27 protein-coding genes are annotated in these 26060 nt (G+C 48.1%); 15 read left to right on the top strand and 12 right to left on the bottom strand.

Annotation, left to right across the window (positions count from 1 at the left end; genetic code table 11):
* Position 1: 1 nt before the first annotated feature.
* Entirely contained in the window at positions 2-589 is a 588-nt protein-coding gene (locus tag Q0757_RS13910; RefSeq protein WP_298788366.1) for a GNAT family N-acetyltransferase, read from the bottom strand.
* A gap of 73 nt (positions 590-662) precedes the next feature.
* A complete protein-coding gene (locus Q0757_RS13905; protein WP_298788364.1) occupies positions 663-974 on the bottom strand; it encodes a hypothetical protein in 312 nt (103 codons plus the stop codon).
* Positions 975-1414: 440 nt separating this feature from the next.
* On the opposite strand from Q0757_RS13905, the gene Q0757_RS13900 reads away from it, so the two are divergent.
* Together Q0757_RS13900 and Q0757_RS13895 are read left to right on the top strand one after the other, a co-directional pair.
* Positions 1415-2350, top strand: coding sequence for a helix-turn-helix domain-containing protein (locus tag Q0757_RS13900; protein ID WP_298788362.1), 936 nt, complete (start codon positions 1415-1417; stop codon positions 2348-2350).
* Positions 2351-2466: 116 nt separating this feature from the next.
* Complete coding sequence (locus Q0757_RS13895; RefSeq protein ID WP_298788360.1) at positions 2467-3354, top strand: diacylglycerol kinase; 888 nt, start codon at positions 2467-2469, stop codon at positions 3352-3354.
* Between the two features lie 25 nt (positions 3355-3379).
* Here Q0757_RS13895 and Q0757_RS13890 read toward each other — a convergent pair whose 3' ends face one another.
* The 4 genes from Q0757_RS13890 to Q0757_RS13875 all read right to left on the bottom strand — a co-directional run bounded on the left by Q0757_RS13890 (position 3380) and on the right by Q0757_RS13875 (position 7145).
* A complete protein-coding gene (locus Q0757_RS13890) occupies positions 3380-3952 on the bottom strand; it encodes a GNAT family N-acetyltransferase (RefSeq protein WP_298788358.1) in 573 nt (190 codons plus the stop codon).
* Positions 3953-4096: 144 nt separating this feature from the next.
* A complete protein-coding gene (locus Q0757_RS13885) occupies positions 4097-4468 on the bottom strand; it encodes a DUF779 domain-containing protein (RefSeq protein ID WP_298788356.1) in 372 nt (123 codons plus the stop codon).
* A gap of 40 nt (positions 4469-4508) precedes the next feature.
* Complete coding sequence (locus Q0757_RS13880) at positions 4509-6032, bottom strand: aldehyde dehydrogenase family protein (protein ID WP_022793689.1); 1524 nt, start codon at positions 6030-6032, stop codon at positions 4509-4511.
* Between the two features lie 132 nt (positions 6033-6164).
* Positions 6165-7145, bottom strand: a complete 981-nt coding sequence (locus Q0757_RS13875; protein WP_298788349.1) for an aldo/keto reductase family protein — start codon at positions 7143-7145, stop codon at positions 6165-6167.
* A gap of 171 nt (positions 7146-7316) precedes the next feature.
* Here Q0757_RS13875 and Q0757_RS13870 point away from each other — a divergent pair, with 171 nt between their 5' ends.
* Positions 7317-7841 (top strand): GNAT family N-acetyltransferase, encoded by a 525-nt coding sequence (locus Q0757_RS13870; RefSeq protein WP_298788347.1) that lies wholly within the window; start codon positions 7317-7319, stop codon positions 7839-7841.
* On the opposite strand, the gene Q0757_RS13865 is transcribed toward Q0757_RS13870, so the two are convergent.
* A complete protein-coding gene (locus tag Q0757_RS13865; protein WP_298788345.1) occupies positions 7829-8554 on the bottom strand; it encodes a potassium channel family protein in 726 nt (241 codons plus the stop codon). The two genes, Q0757_RS13870 and Q0757_RS13865, sit on opposite strands and share 13 nt — an antisense overlap.
* Positions 8555-8568: 14 nt before the next feature.
* On the bottom strand, positions 8569-9066 hold the full coding sequence (locus tag Q0757_RS13860) for a GNAT family N-acetyltransferase (RefSeq protein ID WP_298788344.1): 498 nt from the start codon (positions 9064-9066) through the stop codon (positions 8569-8571).
* Positions 9067-9195: 129 nt separating this feature from the next.
* Between Q0757_RS13860 and rlmD the strand changes: the two genes are divergently transcribed.
* Positions 9196-10584 carry a 23S rRNA (uracil(1939)-C(5))-methyltransferase RlmD gene (gene rlmD / locus Q0757_RS13855; protein ID WP_298788342.1) on the top strand — a complete coding sequence of 463 codons (1389 nt, stop codon included), beginning with the start codon at positions 9196-9198 and terminating at the stop codon, positions 10582-10584.
* A gap of 86 nt (positions 10585-10670) precedes the next feature.
* Here rlmD and Q0757_RS13850 read toward each other — a convergent pair whose 3' ends face one another.
* Together Q0757_RS13850 and Q0757_RS13845 are read right to left on the bottom strand one after the other, a co-directional pair.
* Positions 10671-11846: a DUF4317 domain-containing protein gene (locus Q0757_RS13850; protein ID WP_298788341.1), complete on the bottom strand. Its 1176-nt coding sequence runs from the start codon at positions 11844-11846 to the stop codon at positions 10671-10673.
* A gap of 122 nt (positions 11847-11968) precedes the next feature.
* Positions 11969-12781, bottom strand: a complete 813-nt coding sequence (locus tag Q0757_RS13845; RefSeq protein WP_298788339.1) for a PRC-barrel domain-containing protein — start codon at positions 12779-12781, stop codon at positions 11969-11971.
* Between the two features lie 315 nt (positions 12782-13096).
* Here Q0757_RS13845 and Q0757_RS13840 point away from each other — a divergent pair, with 315 nt between their 5' ends.
* The 6 genes from Q0757_RS13840 (at position 13097) to Q0757_RS13815 (ending at position 21092) form a co-directional block, all read left to right on the top strand.
* Entirely contained in the window at positions 13097-14611 is a 1515-nt protein-coding gene (locus Q0757_RS13840; RefSeq protein ID WP_298788337.1) for an aspartate aminotransferase family protein, read from the top strand.
* Positions 14598-16358, top strand: a complete 1761-nt coding sequence (locus tag Q0757_RS13835; RefSeq protein WP_298788475.1) for an IucA/IucC family siderophore biosynthesis protein — start codon at positions 14598-14600, stop codon at positions 16356-16358. Before Q0757_RS13840 ends, Q0757_RS13835 begins: the two co-directional genes overlap by 14 nt.
* On the top strand, positions 16339-16929 hold the full coding sequence (locus tag Q0757_RS13830) for a GNAT family N-acetyltransferase (RefSeq protein ID WP_298788335.1): 591 nt from the start codon (positions 16339-16341) through the stop codon (positions 16927-16929). Before Q0757_RS13835 ends, Q0757_RS13830 begins: the two co-directional genes overlap by 20 nt.
* 52 nt (positions 16930-16981) lie before the next feature.
* The gene (locus Q0757_RS13825) at positions 16982-18235 is read left to right on the top strand and encodes a lysine N(6)-hydroxylase/L-ornithine N(5)-oxygenase family protein (RefSeq protein WP_298788473.1); all 1254 of its coding nucleotides are present in this window, start codon (positions 16982-16984) and stop codon (positions 18233-18235) included.
* A 39-nt stretch (positions 18236-18274) separates the two neighbouring features.
* Positions 18275-20074, top strand: a complete 1800-nt coding sequence (locus tag Q0757_RS13820) for an IucA/IucC family siderophore biosynthesis protein (protein ID WP_298788333.1) — start codon at positions 18275-18277, stop codon at positions 20072-20074.
* Positions 20075-20237: 163 nt separating this feature from the next.
* Positions 20238-21092 (top strand): STAS domain-containing protein, encoded by an 855-nt coding sequence (locus tag Q0757_RS13815; RefSeq protein ID WP_298788331.1) that lies wholly within the window; start codon positions 20238-20240, stop codon positions 21090-21092.
* Between the two features lie 64 nt (positions 21093-21156).
* Here Q0757_RS13815 and Q0757_RS13810 read toward each other — a convergent pair whose 3' ends face one another.
* Positions 21157-21960 carry a S9 family peptidase gene (locus Q0757_RS13810; RefSeq protein WP_298788329.1) on the bottom strand — a complete coding sequence of 268 codons (804 nt, stop codon included), beginning with the start codon at positions 21958-21960 and terminating at the stop codon, positions 21157-21159.
* 78 nt (positions 21961-22038) lie between these two features.
* Here Q0757_RS13810 and Q0757_RS13805 point away from each other — a divergent pair, with 78 nt between their 5' ends.
* The 3 genes from Q0757_RS13805 (at position 22039) to Q0757_RS13795 (ending at position 23903) form a co-directional block, all read left to right on the top strand.
* Positions 22039-22212: a hypothetical protein gene (locus tag Q0757_RS13805; protein WP_022793673.1), complete on the top strand. Its 174-nt coding sequence runs from the start codon at positions 22039-22041 to the stop codon at positions 22210-22212.
* Positions 22212-22763 carry a GNAT family N-acetyltransferase gene (locus Q0757_RS13800; protein ID WP_298788325.1) on the top strand — a complete coding sequence of 184 codons (552 nt, stop codon included), beginning with the start codon at positions 22212-22214 and terminating at the stop codon, positions 22761-22763. Before Q0757_RS13805 ends, Q0757_RS13800 begins: the two co-directional genes overlap by 1 nt.
* An 87-nt stretch (positions 22764-22850) precedes the next feature.
* Positions 22851-23903: a C45 family peptidase gene (locus Q0757_RS13795; protein WP_298788323.1), complete on the top strand. Its 1053-nt coding sequence runs from the start codon at positions 22851-22853 to the stop codon at positions 23901-23903.
* Positions 23904-23927: 24 nt separating this feature from the next.
* Here Q0757_RS13795 and Q0757_RS13790 read toward each other — a convergent pair whose 3' ends face one another.
* Positions 23928-24713, bottom strand: coding sequence for an SDR family oxidoreductase (locus Q0757_RS13790; protein ID WP_298788321.1), 786 nt, complete (start codon positions 24711-24713; stop codon positions 23928-23930).
* Positions 24714-24902: 189 nt separating this feature from the next.
* Between Q0757_RS13790 and Q0757_RS13785 the strand changes: the two genes are divergently transcribed.
* Positions 24903-25361 (top strand): VOC family protein, encoded by a 459-nt coding sequence (locus Q0757_RS13785; RefSeq protein WP_298788319.1) that lies wholly within the window; start codon positions 24903-24905, stop codon positions 25359-25361.
* Entirely contained in the window at positions 25348-25893 is a 546-nt protein-coding gene (locus Q0757_RS13780; protein WP_298788316.1) for a GNAT family N-acetyltransferase, read from the top strand. The genes Q0757_RS13785 and Q0757_RS13780 overlap by 14 nt, the downstream gene beginning before the upstream one ends.
* The last annotated feature ends 167 nt before the right edge of the window (positions 25894-26060 follow it).

Raw genomic sequence — 26060 nt, 5'->3', positions numbered from 1 at the left:
TTTAAAACTGCGGGGTTTTTGTATGCTCCATTCCGGTACCTAGAATGGCCGGAAACCAAAAGCGTGAACGCATGGTATAGACAACGTGATCGACGTAATGATCATACAGCCATTCAGCGTTACGCACGTATTTATATTTTTCAAAGCCGAGCCGCTCCGGAATCGAACGGCTGGGACGGTTATTTGGAGCGACACAAATATCCACACGCCGGAGATGAATATCCTGAAAGGCATAATCAGTCAATGTCTGTACCGCCCGGGTCATAATGCCTCTGCCCTGAAAGGGGGCGGCGAGCCAGTAGCCAATAACGGTGCGCCGGGTCAGCCGGTACACGTGGTTGAAGCTGATCGCACCGGCGAGCCTGCCTTCATACCAGATACCAAATGTATAGGAGGTGCCGCGGCGGGCTAGCCTGGACCGGTATTCAAAAAAGCGGAGTACGTCACGCAGTTCGCGTGTCTTATCGACCCAGGGAAGCCAGTGCCGTAAATAAGAACGGTTGGCTTCGACGAGCTGCAGGTAGTCGGGAGCATCGTGTTCCTTAAACGGGCGAAGGTACATTTGGGAATCCACGGTAAACTCAGCCATTTTTTATCCCCTCCGAAAACTATAGGTGGAGAGTATTTTCCCGATATTTTCCCGAATATAACCCTTTTTCGAATCAAGCAGAAAGCCTGGCCCATTCCTGGAGGCGCCAGCGCATATAGACAAACTGGTTCGAAGAAATATGCTCAAACATGTCAACCAAAAGCCCGTAGCAGACAGGCTCTTCCTCAAGTGCCTTCTGAATAGTGGCGGGGTGTTTATGCCAGATCGTTCCCATCATTTCAATATAAGGGATGCGCGTGTCAATCAGGGCCCCGTGTTCAAATACGCGGTCGCGGAGCTGGCAGAGCTCCGCCGGGTCATCCGCACGATCCAGCTGGTACAAAAATTGATCTACAAAATAAGCAATATGTTGGTCCGGATGCATGGCCGCTCCTCCTATGCCAATAAATGGTCAGGCAATAAGTAATAAAAAAGAATCCCCTGCCAGCTAAACTGCAAGGGATACAAAAATATAACAGGGGTAAGCTTGGTTAATGGTGTGAAACGTGTGTCGAGGGTGACGGTTTACGCTTAGAACTTAGATATTAAGCTACTCCAGGCAGGTTGACTAGAGTTTGAAAATCCCCAGCAGCAACTGCAAATGATGCCATTATGGCAAAGGTTGCTATTTTACACAAATACGCTTTGGACATTACTGCATTCCTCCTAAAGACTAGTTAATCAAGCTCTATCCATATTATTACACAATTAATAAAAAAGTGTATTCCGGGAATTCAGGCTTTAGAGGTGATTAAATGCCTTAAGATCCAGTATTCATGATACAATAGAAATCTTAAGAACTATAGTACTAAACAGGAGGTTGTTATGGAAATATTGACTTTGGGCACAAAACTTAAAGATCTAAGACAATACTATGAAGTTAGCCAAAGTGAACTAGCTAAAAGTATATGTTCACAAAAAGCTATTTCCAAAATTGAAAGAAATGAAATGCAACCGACTGCAGAAATTTTAAATTTGATAGCTATAAAATTAGGGGTTAAGATAAGTTATTTTTTTGACGATCATGAAGCTCCACGATTTAATTATATTAGGGACACTAAAGATAAAATTGATAAATTAATCCGCGACTATGATTTCATTGAGGCAATGAATATCATAAGAGAAGAATTAAAAAATCCTCTTTTTAGAAAGCCAGTGCATAAAAAGTTTTTATTATGGAAAAGAGCTATTTTACATTTTAAATTAACAAATGAAAAAGAAGAAGCCTTAGAATTATTGCAATTAGCTAGAGACCTTAAGACGGAAACGTTGAGTATTACAGAAGAAGACATAGGTATTATAATAAATTTTGGCACTATTTTTATGGACACAAAGGAATTTAGTAAAGCAGTTAAATATTTTGATGAAGCAAGAACTTTGTATAAAAAACTACCTATAGATCAATGGGGCCCGATGCAAACAAAAATATATTTTAATACATGTGTAGTTTATGCAAATTCTAATAAATTTAAAGAAGGGTTGAAAGTTGTTGATGAAGGAATTAAAAACGTATATGAGCAAGAGTCATTATATTTATTGGGAGAATTATATTATCAAAAAGGAATATGTTTATATTATTTAGGTAATATAAAAGAAGCGCTGCGTTGTATGGAGAAGTCTTTATTTTATTTAGAAGAAAAAGGTCAGACGATTTTTTATGACTTTATTCTTCAAAACTATCTGCGTTTTCAGCGTGCCGCGTTGGCGCAGCGCCCATATTTTCAACCGGGTAGTATCGACCCTACAACTGCTACTGTTTAATGAATTAACAATAGTATACAATTAATTAGTAACGCATGTAACAAAGGCGGAGAAAGATAGTTCTTTTATATATTATTCAAATGAGTTGAAATCTTCGATGTAATAGGGGTTAAAATATGCGAAAACGAGCAAGAATAATTTACAATCCAACGTCTGGAAGAGAACAGATGGAGCGGCAGGTGCCCTATATATTGGACCGGATGGAGCAGGCAGGGTACGAAACATCGGCATTTATGACCCGCGGGGAAGGGGATGCCCGGGATGAGGCACGCCGCGCCTCGGAGGACAGGTTCGAAGCCGTGATTGCCGTAGGCGGGGACGGAACTATTTTTGAGGTTATCAACGGAATTGCTGAACAGGAGTGGCGTCCCAAAGTAGGGCTTATTCCTGCTGGAACGACGAATGATTTTGCTCGTGCTCTTGGCCTGCAGGGAAAAGAAATTGGAGAAGTCTGTGACGTATTTGTACGCGGGCGCACCCAGGAGATTGATATAGGAAAGGCGAATGGCTCATACTTTATTAATATTGCCGCGGGCGGGAAGCTGACAGAACTCACCTATGACACCCCAAAGGGACTGAAAACGGCCCTGGGACAGGCTGCCTATTTCATTAAGGGGTTTGAGAAATTCTGGTCCCTGCAGCCGCAGATGACGACTGTTGAATATGATGGAAAGTTTCTCGAGGAAGAAATTACAATGTTTCTCGTATCCAACACCAATTCTGTCGGCGGTTTTGAAAAGCTTCTTCCGCAGGCAGAGTATAATGACGGCTATTTTGATGTGATGATCGTACAGAAGATGACAATGTTTGAATTCAGCCAGCTGCTGCGCCAGGCATTACGCGGCCGGCATCTGGAGAATCCTAAAATAAAGTATTTTAAAGCGAAACAGCTTCGTATAGAAGCAGAAGAAGACATGCAGCTGAATCTCGACGGGGAATACGGAGGTCATCTGCCGACGACGTTTGAAAATTTATACCAGCATATTGAATTGTTCTGTCCGTAAAAAAACAGCCGCATCGTCGGCTGTTTTAATTATTTTTCCATTCTGTTTTTAAAATTGCGTAAATCATTACATCCCGCCGCGCCCCCTGGATCAACAGGGAACGGCGCAGTGTGCCTTCATGCACCATGCCGACCTTTTCCATCACCTTGGCTGAGGCTGTATTTTCGATAAAACACCGGGCTTCAATCCGGTGCAGGCCCATATCTTCAAAGCCGAAGCGGATGATTTCCCGTGCTGCTTCCGAGCCGAACCCCTGGTTCCAATGATCAGGGGCGAGCGTGTATCCAATTTCCCCATTGGCGTGGCCACGGTCCCAATGCACAAAATCGATAGTGCCGATTACTTTGCCGGAATCCTTGCGTTCGATGCCAAACGGTGCCCGGTCGCCGTATTTATAGGAGTTCATCGTGATATCCAGAAAATCTTTTGTTTCTCCGCGGCTTCTGTGGGTGTCCCACAAAACGTTGCGGGAGACAAGCGGGTTGGAGGCGTATTCGTAAATATCTTCAAGATCTGAATACCGCAGAGCCCGGAGCCGGAGCCTTGACGTCTCCAGGGTGGGGAAGGGTCTGAATGGTGATGCTGATGAATGATGCATAGGCCTTCATCCTTTACTGTAGCGCGCCCTCAAACGGTGCTTATTTCTTTGTTAATTATAGAATAATAAGAAATACCCGAAATGACAATAGGCACACCAGGCAGAAAAAAAGGCATTCTGCGTAAATGCAGAATGCCTGGACGTTTAAACAGCAGAATTTTGTTCGAGCTCGGTGCGTTCTTCTTCGGAAAACACCCGTGAGCGGGTTAAAAACCGTTTACCCTCTGGCCCTTCGAGAGAAAACATTCCGCCCCGGCCATCGACCACATCAATAATCAGCTGCGTATGCTTCCAGTATTCAAATTGATCCTTGGACATATAAAACGGGGCTCCGCCGATGTCACCCATATACATGTCACTGTTGCCGGTTTTAAAGTCGCCCTCCGGATAACACATCGGGGCGCTGCCGTCGCAGCAGCCGCCGGACTGGTGAAACATTAACGGGCCATGTCGCTTTGTCAGTCGGTTAATCAGTTCAAGGGCAGCGTCAGTAGCGGTTACACGCTCTACTGCCATGATAAATCCTCCTTTTTATATGCTTCCGGCCGGCAGATTCTTAAAAGAATCCCTTCGGCTGTTCGCTGTAGCTGACCAGAAGGTTTTTCGTCTGCTGGTAATGGTCAAGCATCATTTTATGGTTCTCCCGGCCAATACCCGATTTTTTATACCCGCCGAATGCTGCATGCGCCGGGTAGTCATGGAAGCAGTTGGTCCATACACGGCCGGCCTGGATCGCGCGCCCGAATCGGTAGGCGGTGTTCATATCGCGGGACCATACGCCGGCGCCGAGGCCGTACAGCGTATCGTTGGCGATTTCCATCGCTTCTTCTTTCGTTTTAAAGGTAGTCACACTCAGCACTGGTCCGAAGATTTCTTCCTGGAACACACGCATTTTGTTGTGGCCTTTAAATACGGTCGGCTGTACATAATATCCCTGCGAACGGTCTTCATCGTCGACCTGGGCTGCTTCGCCCCCGACGAGAACCTCTGCGCCTTCCTGTTTTCCAATATCGAGATACGAAAGAATTTTATCGAGCTGTTCCTTGGAGGCCTGGGCGCCCATCATAGTGTCGGTGTCGAGCGGGTGGCCGACGTTGATGGCTTTGACGCGTTCAATGGCCCGTTCGATAAATTTGTCATAAATGGATTCCTGAATGAGAGCACGGGATGGGCACGTGCACACTTCCCCCTGGTTCAAGGCAAACATAACGAAGCCCTCGATCGCTTTATCGAGATACGAGTCATCCTCGGCCATTACGTCCTCAAAGAAAATATTTGGTGATTTGCCGCCGAGCTCGAGCGTTACCGGAATAATATTTTCCGAAGCGTACTGCATAATCAGGCGGCCGGTCGTGGTTTCCCCGGTGAACGCCACTTTATCAATGCCTTCGTGCTGGGCCAGCGGCTTGCCGGCTTCGACACCAAACCCGCTCACTACGTTCAGAACGCCTGGCGGAAGAAGGTCTTCGACGAGTTCAAGCACCTTGTAAATCGACGCCGGGGTCTGTTCGGCCGGTTTGAGCACGATGCAGTTGCCGGCAGCAAGCGCAGGAGCGATCTTCCAGATGCCCATAAGGATCGGGAAGTTCCACGGAATAATCTGGCCGACAACGCCGAGCGGCTCGTGGAAATGATAAGCTACGGTATCATCGTCAATTTGGCCAATTGTTCCTTCCTGGGCACGGATGACGCCTGCAAAGTAGCGCAGGTGATCGATAGCAAGCGGTATATCAGCGTTCAGCGTTTCCCGGACAGCTTTGCCGTTTTCCCATGTTTCGGCAACGGCCAGCATTTCAAGGTTTTCTTCCATCCGGTTCGCCATTTTATTTAAAATATTGGATCGTTCGGTGGTGGATGTTTTGCCCCAGGCTTCCTTCGCTTTATTTGCTGCTGCTACTGCCGCATCAACGTCCTCTTTCGTTGAACGGGCAATCTGGCAGAAAACGGTACCGGTAACCGGGCTGACGTTATCGAAATATTCGCCCTGGGCCGGCGGCCTGTATTCGCCTCCAATAAAGTTGTCGTATTTGTTTTTAAAATGTACCAGGCTTTCAGGGGTGTTTGGTGCATCGTATCTCATGCAAAATCCTCCTTCGTATTAGAGAAAAATTGGGAACGCTTACACAAGTTCATTATAGCACCATTTAAAAATAATGAAAATATAGAAGTTCTGTATATAAAAATAATCCCGCCGTGGTCGGCGGGAAAGTATTTAATGAAGCCTGGAGGTAACATCTTCGATTTCCTGTAGGGTGCTGTCGATTTCATCGAGCAGATTGTCCGGAAGCTCCAGCTCGGCAGCCTTTAAGTTTTCTTCAAGCTGTTCGGGACGGCTCGCTCCGACGATAGTAGAGCTTACGCCAGGCTTTCGGAGAATCCAGGCAAGGGCAAGCTGGGAAAGCTTAACACCGAGCTCGTTACGGGCTAAATTCTCCAGCTTGACAACATTTTCGAGAATGCGGTCGTCCATGAAACGGTCCATCGCAAAATTAATATCTGAATTGGCAGCGCGGCTGTCAGCAGGAGGCTGCTCGCCCGGACGGTATTTACCGGTTAAAATGCCCTGGGCAAGCGGGGAAAAGACGACCTGCCCGAGTCCTTCGCGTTCGCTGATCGGAAGTACTTCTTTCTCAATGTAGCGTACGAGCATGTTGTAGATTGGCTGGTTCGACACCGGCCGGTGAAGGTTTCGTTTATCGGCAATATGCGCCGCATCACTGATCTGGGCTCCGGACCATTCGCTGAAGCCGTAGTACAATATTTTACCCTGGCGAACAAGGTCATCAAGTGCCATCAGCGTCTCTTCGAGCGGAGTATCGGGATCATAGCGGTGGCATTGATACAAATCCATATAATCCGTTCCGAGCCGCTGCAGGCTGGCATCGCACTGCTCCATGATGTGCTTGCGGGAAAGTCCGCGGTCATTCGGTCCGTCTCCCATGGGGAAATATACCTTCGAAGCAAGCACGTAGCTGTCCCGGTTGTAGGAGCTTAACGCTTTGCCTACGACCTTTTCCGCTTCGCCCCGGTTATAGGCGTTCGCGGTGTCAAAGAAATTAATGCCGTTTTCATATGCATGGTGAATGATGTTGCCTGCAGTCTGGTCCTCCACGGAAGAGCCGTAGGTAAGCCAGCTGCCAAGGCCGATTTCACTTACTTTTACGCCGGAGTTCCCTAATCGACGATACTTCATGCAAACACGTCCTTTTCATAAGTATAATTCACTGTGACAAAGAGACAGGTTACGTCAGAAGTATTCCTTTGTTCATGAAATTATAAACAACCTGGGGATGGATGCTGAAATAAACAAAAGAAAAACAGGTATGTTATTCTAGGAAAAAAACAGGATAAGGGGTAGATGCACGTGGACTACTACATAACTAGAATGCAAAAGGAGCATTGGCCTGAAGTCCGGGAGATATACGAAATGGGAATTATGAGCGAGCATGCGACATTTGAAACGGAGGCGCCGTCATGGGAGCTGTGGTCAGCGACGCACGACCTGGCCTGCCGTCTCGTTGCTATCGACACTACAACTGAAAAAGTAATCGGCTGGGCAGCGCTCGCCCCGGTTTCCGGCCGGGAAGTATATGAAGGTGTAGGCGAAACAAATGTCTATATTCATCAGGATGAACGCGGGCGGGGCGTAGGCGGAACGCTTCTGGAGGCATTAATTGAAAAAGCAGAAGCAGAAGGCTATTGGATGCTGCAGGCCGGCATTTTTCCGGAAAATGATTACAGTCTGCGCATTCACCGGCGCAAAGGGTTCCGTGAAGTAGGTGTACGGGAGCGTATTGGCAAAATGCAGGGGCGCTGGCGGGACGTGGTCCTGCTTGAACGCCGCAGCCAGGTGATCGGTGTGGAAGAGGAAGACAGCTACGATGATTGATCTTCCTCTTTCTTGTAGCGCTCCTTCCACCTTTCGAGTGAAGCAATCATGTCATCCATTTCTCTGGTGGTAATTTTCGGGTAGCGGTTCAGCGTTTCCTGCACGTGCCGGGCTTCGGGAGGCAGCGTGCGTTGGTTCTGAGAGAAAAAGGCTGCTACAGTCCCGGTGATCACGCCTATCAGGCCGATGCCGACGATCATCAGAATGCTTGCAATAATCCGGCCGGCAGTTGTTACTGGAATGAAATCTCCGTATCCGACTGTGGTCGTCGTGACGATTGCCCACCACAGCGCCTCCTCATAAGTGTGAAAATCTGGTTCAATCCATCGCATGGAAAGACTGGCCGCAAACAGGAGCACGCCGACAATAATGACAGCTCTGTCTATATGGTATTTAGAAAAAAATACGTCGAATGGAGAGTGCTTCCGGCTGAAAAGTACAATCAAACGCAGGACTTTTAAGAGACGAACGAGTCGGGCAGCCCGGAAAATTTCCCCGAGCGGAAGAATAGCAATCAGCTCCAGCGGGTTGCTTTTAACGTACTGCCATTTGTTGTCGCTCGCAAAAAAGCGGACAGCAAAATCAATCACAAACAACACGTAAATAAATACATCAAGTGCCCGTGACTGGTCCGGCGGCAAATCTACCGTCAATGAAAATATTAAGAGAGCAGCAAGAATCAGCTCATAAATCGCTTCAAATGAAATACGCACAGTATTGCTCCTTTCTACAGCAGCTTAGCCATCATTATTTCGTTAACATACGCTCCGTGGGCAAAAAGCGAGTTTCTTTTGACGCCCTCCTCCTGAAAGCCGAAGCGTTCGTAGAGAGCACGTGCCCCGGTATTTTCTTCTATTACGGTCAGCTCCAGGCGGTGAAGGCTTCGTTCTATGGCCCATGCTTCGATACGTCCGAGCAGCCGGCTGCCAATGCCCAGACGGTGGTAGGCCGGCAGGATGCCGATAACGACAGAGGCGGTCCGGCAATTACGAATGGTACTGCCTCCGACCCCCATCGCGTGCCCCACGACCGCACCCGCGTCCTCCACAATAAACAGCACAAGATGATCCTTCATAATAAACTCGTTCACCATATGCTGATGCTGTTCGGCCGTGGGCCTGCGCTCTCCCGGCTCGAGCAGCATATACGATGTTTCGTTATCGAGCTGCTGGCTGAACGCCAGGTGATCGTTGGCATCGGCGGGCTCAATCAGCCGGATGTTCATATGTATCTCTCCATTCTGCAGTATTTGCTTTATGTATTCCTACATTATAGCGTGCGAACAGACGGACGCCAAACCGCTCCTGTGTTACAATTTTGCTGACAGACTAGAATGAACGGAAGGAACGAAATAATGAGTAAGCAAAATAAGCCGGAAGCCCCGGTAGAAAAAAATGAATTAATAGAGACGACAATTGAGGATTTAACCCATGAAGGACACGGAGTTGGAAGAATCGACGGATATGCGATGTTTATTCCGTACGCCCTGCCCGGCGAGCGTGTAGAGGCCAAGGTTATTAAAACAAAAAAAGGCTACGGCTTTGGAAAGCTTATTACTGTTCTTGAAGAAAGCAGCGAACGAACCGAAGCGCCGTGCCCGATTTATGTAAAATGCGGCGGCTGCCAGCTGCAGCATATGACCTACGATGCCCAGCTCCGCTACAAGCATAAACAGGTGAAGGATGCGTTCGAACGGATCGGCGGCCTCGATGAAGCAGTGGTCCGTGATACGATCGGCATGGAGGACCCGTGGCGCTACCGCAACAAAGCCCAGGTGCCGATCGGGGTAAAAGAGGACGGACAGCTGAAGGCAGGCTTTTACCAGAAGCGTACGCATAACATTATTGACATGGATGAGTGCATTATTCAGCAGAAGGAAAACGACGCTGCCGTCCAGCAGGTAAAGGATATTGCCGGCCGGTTTGGCATGAGCGCCTATGATGAAGAAAGCGGAAGCGGCTTTCTGCGACACGTCGTAACGCGTTACGCACCGACCACCGGCCAGCTGATGATTGTTCTTATTACAAACGGCAAAAAAATCCCGGATGAGCAAAGGTTTATCGAAGCTGTTCGAGACGAAGTAAAGGATACCGCAAGCATCGTTCAAAACGTGAATACGAAACGCACGAATGTCATCTTTGGCGATAAGACAAAAACGCTATGGGGCGAAGACTACATTTACGATCACATTGGCGGCGTGAAGTTTGCGATCTCTGCGCGGTCCTTTTACCAGGTGAATCCGGTCCAGACAAAAACGCTGTACGATAAAGCGTTGGAGTACGCGGACCTGCGCGGTCATGAAACGGTCATTGATGCCTACTGCGGCATTGGTACCATCTCGCTGTTTCTCGCGGAAAAAGCCCGGCAGGTGTACGGCGTGGAGGTAGTGCCGCAGGCTGTGAGTGATGCTAAGCGAAATGCCCAGCTGAATCATTTTGATAACGTAACCTTTGCGACAGGCAAAGCAGAGGAAGTGATGCCGTGGTGGGTAAAAGCAAACGGCTTGAGACCGGATGTCGTTGTGGTGGATCCGCCGCGGAAGGGCTGCGACGAACAACTGCTTGATACAATGCTCGAGGTAGCACCCGAACGTATCGTATACGTCTCCTGTAACCCGGCGACACTCGCCCGGGATTTAAAGCACCTCGTGGAGGGCGGATACGAGGTTGTAGAAGCCCAGCCGGTCGATATGTTCCCGCAGACAACGCATGTGGAAGTAGCCACAAAGTTGGTGCGGAAATAAGAGGGCACCTGCAAAAGGAATGACAGGAGCACAACTGTATATTAAAAAACAAGGAAGGCCCCGGGCGCGGGACCTTCCTTGTTTTATTAGAGAGTATCTTCGCCAAAGGCCTCCGGCAGCATTTTAAAGCCTTCGATCTCTGCGTCCTCTTCAATTTCAATCATAATGCAGCGTTTTCCCTGATAGTTGACCTGTTTCACATATTCGAGATCCTGCGGGCTGATCGAAATATTGGCGACCTTCGTGTTAATTTTAATGGATTTGGAGTTGTATTTCGGTACGATGCTGTTTGCTTTCAGTTCATATGTTTCGTTATCGGTCACCCGCTGAAAGGCCGTTTTTACTTTGTCGGTATCCACCTGCTCGCCGCTCTGCTGGAGTACCCGTTCGACATCTTTATAGTCAAGCATCGGCGGCGTATCCTCCTCGTTTTCTTCGACGACCCGGTGAATTTCCCCGTAGACGTTCGCAAGCGTGGAGGGATTCATCTGATCGCCGACCACGTCTCTTACAATATCCTCGAACACGGTCTTGTTTTCTTTGGCTGTAACGATCTCTTCGCCGTTCAGCACGTCTTCGATAAACCGGTAGTCCGGCTCATTGGGCTTCGACGCCGCATAAAGAACATGATTGACGTCAGCGGCCCCTTCGGTCATAGCCGGAAACAGGAAGCCGGCCAGCGGATGCTTGAGATCAATGACTGGATCGGCCTCGACCTTGTATTTAAATTCCTTCTCAATGTAGTCGAACTGCATTTCTTTTTTCGGCTCTTCTGTCTTATTAATGCTGCAGAGAATGAAAGAATTGGTATAAACTGCGTCGCGGCTGCTAGTTTCTTCCACCTCGTTCCGCTGTTTGGCCGGCTTTAAATAGTCGGCACGGATAAAGGTAATAACAGTGTCCTTTTCATACGGATGGTCTTCAATCATTTTTTCGGTCATGCGAAGCATTTGTTCCTTCCAGTCTTCAACATTGCGGCTTAAGAGGCCTTTATGAAGAATGAGCTGGCTGGAGTCTTCAGCGTCCTGCTGAAATTTCAGTTCGAATAGCTTTTCATCCAGCTGCCCGGTGAGAACCTTTTTAAAATTGGCCATAAACAGCTCCTGCTGATCACTGTCGAGCATTTCAAACGGCTGGCTCTGGTGGTGATAAATATCGGTGGTTTCTTTCATTATGTAAACGTTAAAAATGTCGGAGATTGTAAGCAGATCGTTGTCTGTTTTTAACTGCCTGCGAAGGTCGGAAATATCTTTTTTATCCATTGGTAGTCCACTCCTGAGCTGTTTGAAGGATTATTAGCTTATTTATTTTAACATATCACAGAGGTTCTGGTTCCGGCACGCATAAAAAAGCCCGCTGCATTTAAGCAGCGGGAGTCCAGCGTTTATCTGTTTGATGGGCTGCCAAAGTGACGGCGGATTTCTTCGCCGTAATCATCGGTCAGTGTCATGGAGGCTTCGTAATCAGGCGAATTTTCTACGGCTTCACGGCTCACACTGGCGGTGGCACTTTCATCCAGGGCATTGAACTGATTAAACCATTCCACCGGGACAAGAGAGTGGTCACTTGACAGCGCACCAGCGGTATCGACTTCGATAAACTGAACGCTCCAGTCGTTTGTATCAAACACAACGTCAGAAATGGTGCCGATGTTTTCACCGCTCACATCGATATCATAGCCGCGGAGATCCTTCGTACTCTGCAGGTAGTAGTCTTCTTTGTTCCGGGAAGCTTCCACTTCATCTTCTTCCGGACCGGTGACAGCAGTGTCATGGGCAGGCCGTGCATTATTATCGTCGTCATCCATTGGGGCAAACGGCCCGCCTACAGGCATGACCGGTTCTGTGTCAGTACTGTCGGCTGTTGGAATCCAATAAGGCTCCAGGTTGTAATAATTTAGCACCGAGGCTTCGTAGGAACGGGAAATAGGTTCGTGCTCGTCCGGCTTCGGGCTGTCTTTAATCTGATCTTTCGAAGCATTCATCTGAATGGCCTGGCCAGCCAGATCAAGACGGTTAATCAGCTGGGGACTGAGCAGAACCTTTCCTCCGACAAACCACGTACGGGTATCAGCGACGAGAAACCGTACCTTCCATGCGCCTCTGGAGTCGAAATAGACGTCGGAAATGGAGCCAATCGCTTCTTCATCGGTGGCTGAGATCCAAAATGCCTGAAAATCCTTTGTACGTACGAGCAATTGCTGCACCTCCTGCTAATAGTTATTGATATCCGGTTTATTACCGGAGAGGGGTGTTTTTAAACCAACGACATGAACGGTCAAAAGCATGTGGCTATTAAGTCACGATCTGGGCGGGGAAAAGGGTAATAGACCTAAACTGTTTAAGCGGCCGGCACCAACCTTTGAATCAATTCCACAGCAGTTGTTGACTTTGATAATCATTTTCAATTAGTGTGTATATTGTAATTAAGAGCTTGGAAAAGCTTTTATTTTTTCAGTTTAATTGATAATGATTTTCATTATCTATAAATAACAGATAATGGAGGAGACGATATGCCGGTTGTAAAGGAAGAATCGCACACCGCATTTGATAACGAATTCCTAACCAACGTTGGTGATAAGGGCAGAATTCTTGAAATGTTAACCCAGACTTCTGCCCGTATAGCAGAATTTTTCAATGAAAGTGAAGGACCTGTGCCGGCAGCAGCAGAGCCGCAGGTAAAGCAATTCTTTCACGGCACAGAGAATGAACATGCTTTTGATAGTGTGCTTGAGGAAGTAATGGAGCATATTATGACACCCTCTTTAAACATCAGCCACCCTCATGCGATGGCGCATCTGCATTGCCCGCCGCTTTTATCCGGGGTGTGCGCGGATGTAATTGTGAGTGCTTTAAATCAATCAATGGATTCCTGGGATCAAAGTCCGGCAGCGACGGCAGTGGAGACAGAAGTAGTGAATTGGCTGTGTGAATTGTACCAGCTGCCTCAAACTGCTGCGGGAACGTTTACGACCGGAGGCACGCAGTCGAATTTTATGGGACTGCTGCTTGCAAGAGACGAGTACTGCGCACAGAAATTATCACATGATGTAAAAGCCGACGGGCTTCCCCCGGAAGCAGCCCGATTTAAAATTTTCTGTTCAGAGGAAGCACACTTCACAGTCAAAAAATCAGCAGTTCAGCTTGGTCTGGGAGAGCGGTCAGTAGTAGGCGTGCCGACAGATGAGCATAAAAAGATGAGCACCGAAAAGCTCGAAGCATTCATTCAGGAGGCAAGGGAAGCCGGGGAGCACCCGATTGCCGTAGTAGCTACTGCCGGGACTACTGATTTTGGAAGCATCGATCCGCTCTTAGATATTCAGCATACGGCTAATAAAGAGCATCTGTGGATGCATGTGGACGCAGCATTTGGCGGGGCGTTGGCGCTCTGCAGTGATCAAACTGCCAAACTTGAAGGAATGCAGAACGCAGATTCTTTGGCGGTGGATTTTCACAAATTATTTTATCAGCCGGTCAGCTGCGGCGCTTTTTTGGTCAGGAGCCAGGATAGTTTTCGTTTTATCAGACATGGGGCGGAGTATTTGAATCCGGAGGAGGACAGGGAGGAGGGCTTTACGAACCTTGTGGACTATTCGATGCAGACGACCCGCCGATTCGATGCACTTAAAATATTGATGACGCTCCGTACCCTCGGAACGGAAAAATGGGCGGAAATGATAGGCCGTGGGTTAAAACAGGCCGAACGTCTCGCGGAAAAAATTAACGACGAGCCGGCGCTGCACCTGGTAATGAAGCCGGAAATGAATGCAGTGGTGTTTAAATACTGCACAGAGCATCCCTTTGAAAAAGCAGAAGAGGGTGAGATCAACAGAGAAATTCAGCAGCAGTTATATGCCTCAGGCGAAGCAGTCATTGCCAAAACGAAAATAGACGGCAGACAGTTTTTAAAATGCACTCTGCTGAACCCTTTAACGACGGAAAAGGATATAGATCATGTAATCCAGTCGGTCATTGAAGCAGGACAGGAAATTGAAATTTTACGAAGGAGGAAAAGTGTTGAATTTTAAACAACAAGCAGCAGAAGCTTCGATGCAGAGCTTTATCAATTGTTATTTGCGTGAAACCGGAAGCGGTGTCTGGGAAGAGGCGCAATACCGCGTGGAGCTCTCCCGTCAGAAAATCGAGCTGATTCTTCCAGTGAAGTACCGGTCGCTGACCCACCGCCATATCTTTCATTTTCCGGTTTATTATAAAACCCAGGAAAGCGGTCCCCTGCTTGAGCTTGATGTGCTGACCACCGGGGCTTTGCTTTTGAAGGAGCTTTCGCTTGAGTACGGTGATCACGGAGGGAGAGAAGAGATGATGCAGCGGGTGCTGCAGAGCCTTGAGCTCACAGAACTGTTTTTGGAAGCACGCAAAGAGCAGAAGGGGGAAATGGTCTCCCGCTACATTGATTCAGAACAGGCCCTTCTGCTCGGGCATCTGCTGCACCCGACCCCTAAAAGCCGTCAGGGAATGGAACGCGAAGAGGAAAGAGACCTGTATTCCCCGGAAACCGGCGGACGTTTTCAAATGCATTTCTTCCGGGCGCCATCAGAGCAGGTGGAGGAAGCATCGATGGAAAAAGAAAGTGCGTCAGCTATCGTGAAAAACGAGCTCCAAAATGCGCCAGAGACAGAGGAACTATTTAAAAAAAACTATTGTCTCTTGGATGATGGGTATGCTCTGCTGCCGGTGCATCCGCTTCAGGCAGAGGCCATGCTCCGGCAGGAACCCATTCAGCAGAAGTTAGACCAGGGAGAATTAGCGTACCTTGGCCCGGCTGGCCGGAGCTTTACAGCGACCTCCTCGATCCGGACACTTTACCATGAGCAGTCACCTTATATGTTCAAAGTCTCTATTCCGGTGAAGGTTACCAATTCCCTGCGTGTGAATCAAAAAAAGGAACTCGTGCGCGGTGTAGAAGTGGAACAGCTGATGCAGAGCCGGATTGGGAAAGAGGCAGCACGGTTTTTTCCGGAATTTGAAATTGTTCGTGACCCAGCATACATCGCCCTTAAAGGTGAAGAAGAAACAGGCTTTGAAACGATTATCCGGCAAAACCCTTTTCAGGAAACTATGGACGACCAGGTATCATTGGCCGCAGGGCTGGTGCACGATGCTTACGGAGAAGGCAGTATGCTAGGCAATCTGATCCGAAGCCTTGCTCAGGCAGAAAACCGGAGCACTGCCGAGGTAAGCCGGGACTGGTTCAGGAAGTATTTATCAATCTCCCTGCATCCGATGCTTTGGCTGTATATGACCCACGGCATTGCGCTTGAAGCCCATCAGCAGAATTCCGTCGTGCGTTTTACCGGCGGCTATCCGCAGGTGTTTTATTACCGGGACAACCAGGGCTACTATTTTGCGCGCTCGAAGGAAGCCCACTTAAAGGAGTACGTACCGGAGCTGAATGCTTCAAGCGATACGGTATGCGCAGATGACATTGCAGACGAACGCTTTCGTTACTACTTTTTTATCAACCATTTGTTTGGACTGATTAACGGCTTCGGCGCTTCAGAATTGATTGAAGAGGCGGAGCTGCTGCGAATACTGCGTGAAGAGCTTGAAGATGCAGAAAAATCATTCGGCCGTTCTGCCTTAACTGAAAGTCTCCTTGAACACGAAACAATCCCTTCCAAGGGTAATCTGCTGACCCGTTTTTTTGATATGGATGAATTGGTCGGCTCCCTTGCTGAACAGTCCGTTTATATTCATATTTCAAACCCGTTGACCGCAAAGGAGTGCTTGCAGCATGAAAGCCCAGCAATCTAATTCTCATACGTTTACCCGGGAGCCGGACGGGCAGGCAGGTGAACGCATTCAATTCCGCGCAGTTGATGAAACAGCCGACTTTCACCTGCTGCACGGCTGGATGCATCAGGCTCACGTGGTGCCATTTTGGCAGCTGAATATAAGTGAAAGTAAATATCAAACCCATCTGCATAAGGCGCTTAATGATGCCCATCAGACACTTTACATCGGAGAGATCGACGGACGTCCGGTCAGCTACTGGGAAGTGTATTGGGCAGCAGATGACGTCATTGGTTCCTATTACAGGGCGGAACCGGGAGATCAGGGTGTACACCTTTTGATTGGGCCTCCGGAAGAAACAGGCAGAGGCTACGCCCTGCCGCTTTTAAAGGCTATGCTTTCGATGCAGTTTCAACACGCCCGGACAGCCCGGATCATTGCAGAGCCCGATATCACCAACGGCAAAATGATTCATGTGTTTAAAAAAGCGGGGTTTGAGCCTGTGAAGCCGGTGGATCTGCCGGATAAACGGGGGCTTCTAATGGTTTGCAGACGGGAGACATTTGAAGGAGGGACAGCCGGTGGCAGCTGAAACAGAAGTATATGACGTACTTGGCATAGGCATTGGGCCATTCAACCTTGGGATGGCAGCGCTTGTGGAAAACGTATCGGGAATACAAGGCGTATTCCTGGATGAAAATGAATCATTTGAATGGCACGGCGGTATGCTGCTCGATGGCGCCAGTCTGCAGGTTCCTTTTCTTGCTGATCTGGTCACAATGGCAGACCCAAAGAGTCCCTACTCCTTTTTGCAGTATTTACAGGAAAAGGATCGGCTGTATGCTTTTTATTTCTATGAAAAATTTCATATTCCTCGTCGTGAATACAATGACTACTGCCAGTGGGCAGCGGACAAGCTTTCCTCTTGCCGGTTTGGCCGGTATGTGGCCAATGTGTCCTTTCTGGAAGAAAGCAGCCTGTATAAAGTGGAAGCGGTACGTTCGAATGGGAAAACAACCGAATACTACTATACCCGGCACATCGTGACAGGTACGGGCACGAAACCGTCGCTTCCCTTCTGGGCAGAAAAGGGAGGAGATGTCTGCCATTCTGCTGGTTACCGGTACCGCCGGAAGGAGCTTCTTCAAAAGGAGAGCATTACGGTGGCAGGATCCGGACAGAGCGCCGCTGAAGTTTTTCTCGATCTGTTAAAGAACCGGCCTGAATATGGCTACAGTCTGCGTTGGTATACAAGGTCTTCAGGATTTTTCCCGATGGAGTATTCCAAGCTCGGGCTGGAGCATTTTTCGCCGGAATATATTAGTTATTTCTACCACCTTGATTCTTACACAAAGGAGCAGCTGCTCCAGAAGCAGGATCTTCTGTATAAAGGGATCAGCGCTGACACCATAGCTGCGGTGTACGATGAGCTTTATGAGCAGACGATCGGAGGGGAGAACGAGGACATCACTCTGCAGGCAAATACGGAAGTGATGAACATGGAGAGAATGCCCGCCGGCAAAATGAAGCTGTTTTTGAGGGAGATTAACTACGGCACGGAATACACAGAAGAAACGGAAGCGTTAATCGCTGCGACAGGCTATCAGCCGTCTCCACAGCCGTTTTTAAAAGGTATCGAAGCAAGGCTGCAGCGTGATAAACACGGGCGTCTGCAGATTGATGAAAAGTACCGCGCTGTACAGGCTGAAAGGAACCGTCATGTGTTTATTCAAAACGGTGAAATGCACACACACGGCGTTGGGGCGCCGGATCTCGGGCTTGGAGCGCATCGGAACGCGGTCATTATTAACCAAATCGCCGGCCGGGAGGTTTACCCTGTCCGGACCAAAAATGTTTTCCAGCAATTTGAGAGAAAAAAGACCGGGGTTTTCGCGTAAACCTGTGATCCTAATCCTAAAAAGAAGGGAAGAAAACAAATGAATCCATATACGGATGAATCCTTTGGGGCCGTCCAACAGCGGCACTGGGAGGAAGCGAATCAGCGGTTAACGGCGAAGATGCTCCAGGAATTTTTGTATGAAGCTATTATAGAAGCAGATATTGTAAAAGAAGGCGACCCCCAAACGCTTCAAGTAGAAGCCTCTGGAGCAGTTTATACATTTTCTGCACGCAAGCGGCTTTTTGACAGTGTCCATGTGTACCCGGAAAGCATCGTAAAAAAAGAACATGATGTAGAAGTACCTGTGCGGGCAGATGCTTTTCTGCTTGAACTTCAGCAAATGGCACCGATCTCGAGTGAGACCGCCGGCCATTTACTGAAAGAATATTATCATACCCTGATCGCAGACTGCCATTTGCTGGACAAACAAACGACAGCTGCCGAGCTTGCGGAAATGGATTATTTGCGTCTTGAAGGAGAAATGGGCGGGCATCCATGGATCACTTACAATAAAGGCCGCATTGGCTTCAGCTTTCAGGATTATCTTTCTTATGCTCCTGAACACAAGCAGAAGGTTCGTTTGTTCTGGATAGCGGTCCACAAGAAAGCAGCTTCGTTTCAAACGGTACACGCTGACGGTTACCATCGTTTAATAGAAGAGGAACTGAATGAGAGTGAACGAAAACATTTTCGCGATCTTATAAACCGGGCCGGGAGAGAAGCGGAGGACTATTATTACATGCCGGTGCATGCCTGGCAGTGGGACAATCACATTGTGACGCTTTACGCTGAGTACATTGCCAAAGGATGGATTATTCCATTGCAGTATTCAGAAGACACATACCTTCCGCAGCAATCGATTCGTACGTTCGTAAATACAGAGCATAAAACAAAAAAACATGTGAAGCTTCCGGTAAGTATTTTGAATACGCTGGTGTACCGGGGCCTGCCCAGTGAGCGGACAATGGCGGCCCCGGAAGTGACGAAGTGGATTCAGGCGGTCAAGGACAAAGACCCGTTCCTGAGGGGTACGTGTAGGGTGGGGCTGCTCGGGGAAACAGAGACGATCGATGTGCCACACCCCACGTTTCATCATCTGGAGGGAGTGCCGTACCAGTATACAGAAATGCTGGGGGCTGTCTGGAGAGAAAGTATTTATACGGCTGTGGAAGAGGAGGAAAAACCAGTAACGCTGGCGGCCCTTCTGCACGAAGATGCGAATGGAAAGCCTTTGGTGCTGGAATACGTGGAGCGGTCGGGATTAAGTACAGAAGCGTGGATCAAACAGCTGTTTGATTCCGTGCTTCCTCCGCTGCTGCATTACATGTATAAATACGGCACCGTTTTTTCACCGCACGGCCAGAATACGATCGTGGTATTAAAGAACTACGAACCGCACCGGCTTATTATGAAAGACTTCGTAGATGACGTAAATGTGAGTGACCAGCAGCTGCCGGAGCTTGAAGACCTTCCGGAGGACTTAAAGCAGGTTCTGCGGTGCGAACCGCCGGAAGGACTCGTACAGTTTATCTTCACGGGACTGTTCATCTGCCACTTCCGCTACCTGTCGGATCTGCTTGACCGGGAAAATTTACTTGCAGAGCATACATTCTGGAAAATGACAGTGGAAACAATTGAAGCGTATCAAAAACGTTTCCCGGAGCTCGCTGGACGCTTTGAGCTTTTTAATCTTTTTCAGCCAGCCATGGTGAAGCTTTGCCTGAATCGAAACCGCATGCTTGATTACGGATACGGAGACGGAGAGGACCGTCCGCACGCTTCAGAGCATGGATTCGTTGAAAACGCGCTCTTTACAGTCCATACGCTTTACACTTGAGTCAGGGGATCACCCTGGCTTTTTTGTGTATGAAAATACATACTAAATAAACATTTATACCATACTAAAGACACATGTATTGTTTGGGAAAAGGAAAAGTATTATAATAATTCTAATGTGCAAATCGCCCCCGCAATTAAACTAAATGTTGGAGGAACAAAAATTGCAAAAAGAATATAGTCTGGATTCGACCGAATTTCCATCGTTGAAATCCGTTTCGCAAAAAATGTTTAATTTAATAGCCGACCAGCTTGATGTGAATACAGCGTATATTACAAAGCGCGGCAGTAATGAAATGACTGTCATCAGCACGTTCAATAAAAAAGAAGAAATTATTCCTGAAGGCTTTTCAGTAGAATACAGTGATACATACTGCAGAAAAATTATCATGAACGAGGAAGATGCACTCTGTACCGAGGACCTGACCAAAGACGTGATGACAAAAGAACTAGAGGTGACCTCCCAGCTGCAAATGAAGGGATTCCTTGGCGTCACGCTGACCGATCTGAACGGCAACGTATTCGGAACGCTCTGCGTCATGGATCCGGAGGAAAAAATATTCAGCCAGGAGGATATAGATTACTTAAAAGCCATGGGAGAGGTGCTTGCCCATATTATCGAGCTTGACCATACCCAGTACAACCTCGGGTTTTTAAATGTGCCGATCATCCCGGTCAGAAAAGGTATTTCGATTCTTCCGGTTCAGGGAATTATTGATGAAAAACGGGCTGAAATTATTACCCGGACCGTTCTCGAGTACGCCGCGGCTCAAAAAATTGAGCACCTTGTGATTGATTTGTCCGGACTTGTGATCGTGGATGGTGAATTTCCGCACGTGTTTATAAACGTCATTCATGCCCTCAAGCTCATGGGAGTCAACATTTTGCTGACAGGAATATCTCCGGCGATCGCCCGGCACGAGTTGAGCAACAATGAAATTTTAAAAATGAATATTCATATTTCAAGAAATCTTGAAGCTGCACTCGAACACATTGGTTTTCACCTGCAGTCTCAATAAAAAACCGGCAGAGGCGCCGGTTTTTTATTATTAAATTTATATTCTTGTTTTTATATAAGCGAATCTATAAAGATAGCATCTCATGGATTTCTTCTTTAATCAGGCTCCAGGCATCGGTTTGTATATCGGTAAGCATAAAATGCTCTGCGTCCGGGAGTTCGAGATACCGTATGGACCGGTAGCCGATTTTTGCTGCCTGGTGGTACTGCGCGCTGATGCCAACCGGTACGTTCACATCGAGCGCTCCGTGCACGAGTATCTGGGGCACATCAATAGGAATCAGATCAAACGGTGACGTTTCAGTATAGCGCTCAGGAAACTCATCCGGGGAACCGCCGAGTAGATCTGCGACGGGGTCCATAGGTTCTTTTGCATCCGTGGCTTTGTTGCGGTAATCGTGTATCTCGTGCATCAGATGCATATCGAGCACTCCGGCGAGGCTCACTGCCCCGTGGATGGATAATGGCTCAGCGAAATGGGACAGCTCGCTGGTAGCCGGCAGGAATGGCCTGGCAGCGAGCCATAAGGCTAGCTGTCCCCCAGCGGAATGGCCAATGGTAAATACCCGCCGAACGTCGATGGGATGAATGGCTGCGAGCTCCCTGACATAGTCAGCGGCCCTGCCAACGTCGTTAAATGTTCCCGGCCATCCACCGCCTTCATGGCCGACGCGCCGGTATTCGATATTCCATGTGGCAATGCCCTCCCGGGTTAAATCCTCCGCTGCGTCCTGAATAATATCGAGACCGAAGGGCATTCTCCAAAAACCTCCGTGAATAACAATTGCTAAAGGAAAAGGGCCTTCTCCTTCGGGCAGGCGAAGGTCTCCAAACTGCTCCGGATGGTCCCCGTAATAAATTCGTTCCATAATTTTCCCTCCTGTTCTCCTTTTATCATACCTGCTTTTGGTACAATAGATAATAGGAAAATGCTGAGGAGGAGAGACGTGAGAATAAAAACGTTTTATGCCATAAGCGATAAAGGACTCGACAAGAAGGTGAATGCCTTCCTGGACGATGCAGGCATCGAAGTAACGGATATTCAGTTTGGGATGAACTTCTTTTATTTCAGTGCGATGATTGTATATCAGAATAATAGGGAACAAATGGGGGATAAATAATGCAGCCATTAGTAAAAGCTATTGAAGGAGAGCAGCTGTATCTGCGTCCATACACGAAGGAAGAAATACCGGCGCTGTATGAAGCGTTTAACAATAATCAGATTGCCCGTCAGTTTACCGGCACAAGCCGTATCTACAGCCTGGAGGATGTGGAGCGCTATATGGAAGGCACCGACGCCCATGCAGATGTTCGCCTAGGTATTTTCATGCAGGGAAATGATCAATTAATCGGTGATACTTCGTTTAGTGACATCGACACGCCGGCGAGCCGGCAGGCAAGGTTTCAAATGGTCGTGTTTGACGACTATATCGGTCAGCGCTTTGGCACTGAAGCGACAAAGCTGATGCTTGAATACGGGTTTGGGAAATTGAATTTCCACCGGATTGAACTCGAGGTGTTTTCGTTTAACACCCGGGCGATTCACGTATATGAAAAGCTTGGATTTGTACACGAGGGAATGAAGCGCGAGTGCCGTTACTACGATCACCAGTACTATCACGCCGTAATGATGAGCATACTCGAACAGGAATACCTGGAAAAGCATCGCTGAACCGCCTGGCAGCAGGCGGTTTTTCACTTTGCGAAACTGATTTTCACGTATCGACGGGAAAAATAACCATTTAATGAAGGTGACAATGTGAAAGAGATATACAGCAGCGTGGTGCAGTTTCGCGGCACCCATTACGAATTTGGCAAACACCAGGGGGAACGTCTCGCGGGGTCGTTGTCCGTCGAGAACCGGGACAAGCAATGGAAAATACGGAAACCACGGTTTCAGGTGGACATAGGGGACACGAAGGAAGCGCTTATGAAGGTGGCTCCGGGTATCTGGGAGGAGCTTGAGGGGCTGCAGGACGGTTTGAAATGGAGTATGGAAAAAATCATCATGCATTTTTCCGGCTATCGTCTTGAAATACCTAAATCGGGCTGCTCTATTATGACCGGAGACAATTATCTTGTGCGCAATTACGACTACCATCCAAAAACCTACGAGGGCAGGTACACATTGTTTCAGCCGGCGGATCAGGGCTATGCAATGATCGGTCCCTCGCAGCGGGTAACCGGCCGGATGGACGGCATGAACGAAAAACAGCTTGCGATGGGCTACAATTTTATGCACCGGAAAAAGCCGGGGGACGGGTTCATCTGCTCCATGATTGGCCGCTTAATCCTGGAGGTATGTGCATCGGTGGAGGAGGCGGTCGATATGCTGAAAGAAATTCCGCACCGCCATTCGTTCAGCTATGTGGTCCAGGACATAAAGGGCTTTTCTAAAGTAATAGAGGCATCGCCGCGCGGGGTTATTGCCAGGGACGATCAGACATGTACAAATCATTTTGAAAAAATGCCGGAGGAAAACCGTCATTATTTAGTGGATTCGAAAGCCCGGCAGGCGGTTATGGAAAAGAAAAAGCAGGTACTTCCTTCCGCAGAAGAGGCGTACCGGCTGCTGAATAATACTAAAGGCGGGGTGTTTTCGGATAATTATCACAGCTGGGCGGGTACGATTCATACCTCCGGCTACCTGCTGCAGGAACAAAAGGCATGGTTCGCCCTTGGAGGAGACCAAAAGCCGTATGAAATTGACTTCACCCGCTGGCTGGATGGGGAGGATATTTTTGAACAGTTTTTGTACGGTCAGGTAGACACCGACAGGAAGTTCCTTCACATGGACCAGAACGTAAAATAAACCGGCACGCGGCCGGTTTATTTTTTATATGCGGGCGTCCCAGTTCTGCTGTTCCTCCTGCTTCATCTGATCCTCTGTATCCTTAGGATGCGCCGTACGGAAGGCGTGATGGTCTGCTTCGATCACTTCAACCATCTTGTTAATCATGTCGTCAGGGTCAAACTGGCTGTCGAGCATTTGCTCCATGCGGCTGATTGATTTTTCCGGGGTGAAGTTTTTTTCCGGGTCGTACCATTTCCATTTTTCTTCAAACATCCGGTCATTAAAGCCCGTTTCGTATGGACCGGGGTTAATGGTGGCCACCTGGACATTGAATTCTTCAAGCTCTGCTTTCATCGATTTCGCAATGGACTCGATGGCGTGTTTCGTGGAGCCGTACGGGGCCAAATAAGGCATCGCTACCACACCGACGATCGAACTGAGAAAGATTATTTTGCCCCCGCCTTTTTCTACGAACTTTTTAGCAGCAATCTGCGCATTCTCAAGCGTGCTGAACACGTTGGTTTCATAAATTTCACGGACGCGTTCAACCGGTATTTCAGCGATAGGGCCGCCTTCGCCAATGGCTGCGTTTGCGACGAAAATGTCATAGTCATAATCGGCAATTAACTGTTGGTCCCGTTTATTCGTAATGTCGAGCTTGATCACCTCAAGGTCCACCCCTGCAGCTTCTGCTTCTTCCCGGAGACTTGTAATCTGCGCCATTATCTCGACTGCAGCAATCACGCGGTGGCCTTTTTTCGCCAGGACGATTGCTGTGCCTTTCCCAAGACCGGTGCCGGCACCGGTGATAAATATTGTTTTACTCATGAATCGTCGTCCTCCTTATGAAATTATGATTGTTAAAGACGGTTCCCGTTTGAATGAAAAGCGAAACGCTCAGTAACACTGATAAGATCAACCGTTCAAAAGAAAAGAAGAAGGAAAAAGGGGCATCCCGGCGAAATAACAATTAAAGTATCTTTTGTACGTGGGACCTCAATAAGGGAGGCTAAAACGATGAATAGAATTAATCTTATTACACTTGGTGTCAGAGATATTGCTGCTTCCAGAAAATTTTACCGGGAGGGACTCGGTTTTGAGACTGCTGCAACGGAAGACGGTCCGGGTATTGTATTTTTTAACAACAAAGGCACCAGGCTGGCTCTTTATTCATTAAAGGAGATGACGGAAGAAACTGGTGAAATGGTGGAGGAAGCACCACGAGGTTTTTCAGGGGTGACGCTTGCGTATAATGCGAAGTCTGCTGAAGAGGTGGATATCGTCATGAAGCAGGCAGCCGGGGCCGGGGGAAGGATTGTAAAACAGCCGGAATGGGTTTTTTGGGGAGGGTACAGCGGATATTTTAAAGACCCGGACGGCCACCTTTGGGAAGTGGCGTACGCAGATTTCTGGAGGTTTGACGAGCAGGACATGCTGATTATGGAGTCAAAGGAGAAATTATATGTTTGTATATAAAATTAACGAGCGTCTGGAGCTGCTGCTGCTTCAAAAAGAGCATGCGGGGGAGCTGTTTGCCCTGATTGATAAAAATCGTGAGCATCTAAAAGAATGGATGAGCTGGGTGGACAATGTCCAGTCGGTCCAGGATACTGCTGCAAGCATTGAAAGGACACTTCAGCAGGCGGCAGCTGGAGGCGGGTTCCGGGCGGGCATAAGGTTTAAAGGAGAGCTTGCCGGTGTCATTAACTACCATGAAGTGGACTGGGGGAATAAAAAAACAAGCCTCGGCTACTGGCTTGGGAAGAAATACGAGGGCCAAGGCATCATGACGCAGGCAGTAGAAGCCTTTACCCAATATGCCTTTGATAAAATGGATCTGCACCGGGTGGAAATTCGCTGCGCCGAAAAAAATAAAAAAAGCAGGGTGGTCCCGGAAAAGCTGGGATTTCAACTGGAAGGGACGCTGAAGGAATCAGAGCGCCTCGCAGGTGGTTATGTCAATCAGGTAGTCTATGGAAAAGTGAAAACAGACGAGTCGGACAGATGATAAATTTTAAGAGTAACACTGGGGTTTACGCATCAGTAAACCGGGGGAAAAGATGTTAGGCGATAACAATCTGTTTTAAAGCCGGAGGGGAAGCCTTTACTCTTTTCGGTTTATTTTGTATGAACGCTTTTGAAGAAAAAAGCATTTTCAATATACATGATAATTGG

Origin of the sequence: uncultured Marinococcus sp., from assembly GCF_947493875.1 — a bacterium.
Classification (GTDB): Bacteria; Bacillota; Bacilli; order Bacillales; family Marinococcaceae; genus Marinococcus.
The sequence above is the reverse complement of the archived record's forward strand: the minus strand, read 5'-3'. Positions and strand labels throughout refer to the sequence as shown.

Coding starts and splice junctions, on each gene's coding strand:
- Q0757_RS13785 (WP_298788319.1), top strand. CDS start 24,903: ATGAATAGAATTAATCTTATTACACTTGGTGTCAGAGATATTGCTGCT.
- Q0757_RS13885 (WP_298788356.1), bottom strand. CDS start 4,468: ATGGCAGTAGAGCGTGTAACCGCTACTGACGCTGCCCTTGAACTGATT.
- Q0757_RS13790 (WP_298788321.1), bottom strand. CDS start 24,713: ATGAGTAAAACAATATTTATCACCGGTGCCGGCACCGGTCTTGGGAAA.
- Q0757_RS13830 (WP_298788335.1), top strand. CDS start 16,339: ATGAAAGCCCAGCAATCTAATTCTCATACGTTTACCCGGGAGCCGGAC.
- Q0757_RS13825 (WP_298788473.1), top strand. CDS start 16,982: ATGGCAGCGCTTGTGGAAAACGTATCGGGAATACAAGGCGTATTCCTG.
- Q0757_RS13910 (WP_298788366.1), bottom strand. CDS start 589: ATGGCTGAGTTTACCGTGGATTCCCAAATGTACCTTCGCCCGTTTAAG.
- Q0757_RS13895 (WP_298788360.1), top strand. CDS start 2,467: ATGCGAAAACGAGCAAGAATAATTTACAATCCAACGTCTGGAAGAGAA.
- Q0757_RS13890 (WP_298788358.1), bottom strand. CDS start 3,952: ATGCATCATTCATCAGCATCACCATTCAGACCCTTCCCCACCCTGGAG.
- Q0757_RS13875 (WP_298788349.1), bottom strand. CDS start 7,145: ATGAAGTATCGTCGATTAGGGAACTCCGGCGTAAAAGTAAGTGAAATC.
- Q0757_RS13905 (WP_298788364.1), bottom strand. CDS start 974: ATGCATCCGGACCAACATATTGCTTATTTTGTAGATCAATTTTTGTAC.
- Q0757_RS13860 (WP_298788344.1), bottom strand. CDS start 9,066: ATGAACATCCGGCTGATTGAGCCCGCCGATGCCAACGATCACCTGGCG.
- Q0757_RS13800 (WP_298788325.1), top strand. CDS start 22,212: ATGCAGCCATTAGTAAAAGCTATTGAAGGAGAGCAGCTGTATCTGCGT.
- Q0757_RS13820 (WP_298788333.1), top strand. CDS start 18,275: ATGAATCCATATACGGATGAATCCTTTGGGGCCGTCCAACAGCGGCAC.
- Q0757_RS13900 (WP_298788362.1), top strand. CDS start 1,415: ATGGAAATATTGACTTTGGGCACAAAACTTAAAGATCTAAGACAATAC.
- Q0757_RS13780 (WP_298788316.1), top strand. CDS start 25,348: ATGTTTGTATATAAAATTAACGAGCGTCTGGAGCTGCTGCTGCTTCAA.
- Q0757_RS13840 (WP_298788337.1), top strand. CDS start 13,097: ATGCCGGTTGTAAAGGAAGAATCGCACACCGCATTTGATAACGAATTC.
- Q0757_RS13810 (WP_298788329.1), bottom strand. CDS start 21,960: ATGGAACGAATTTATTACGGGGACCATCCGGAGCAGTTTGGAGACCTT.
- rlmD (WP_298788342.1), top strand. CDS start 9,196: ATGAGTAAGCAAAATAAGCCGGAAGCCCCGGTAGAAAAAAATGAATTA.
- Q0757_RS13880 (WP_022793689.1), bottom strand. CDS start 6,032: ATGAGATACGATGCACCAAACACCCCTGAAAGCCTGGTACATTTTAAA.
- Q0757_RS13850 (WP_298788341.1), bottom strand. CDS start 11,846: ATGGATAAAAAAGATATTTCCGACCTTCGCAGGCAGTTAAAAACAGAC.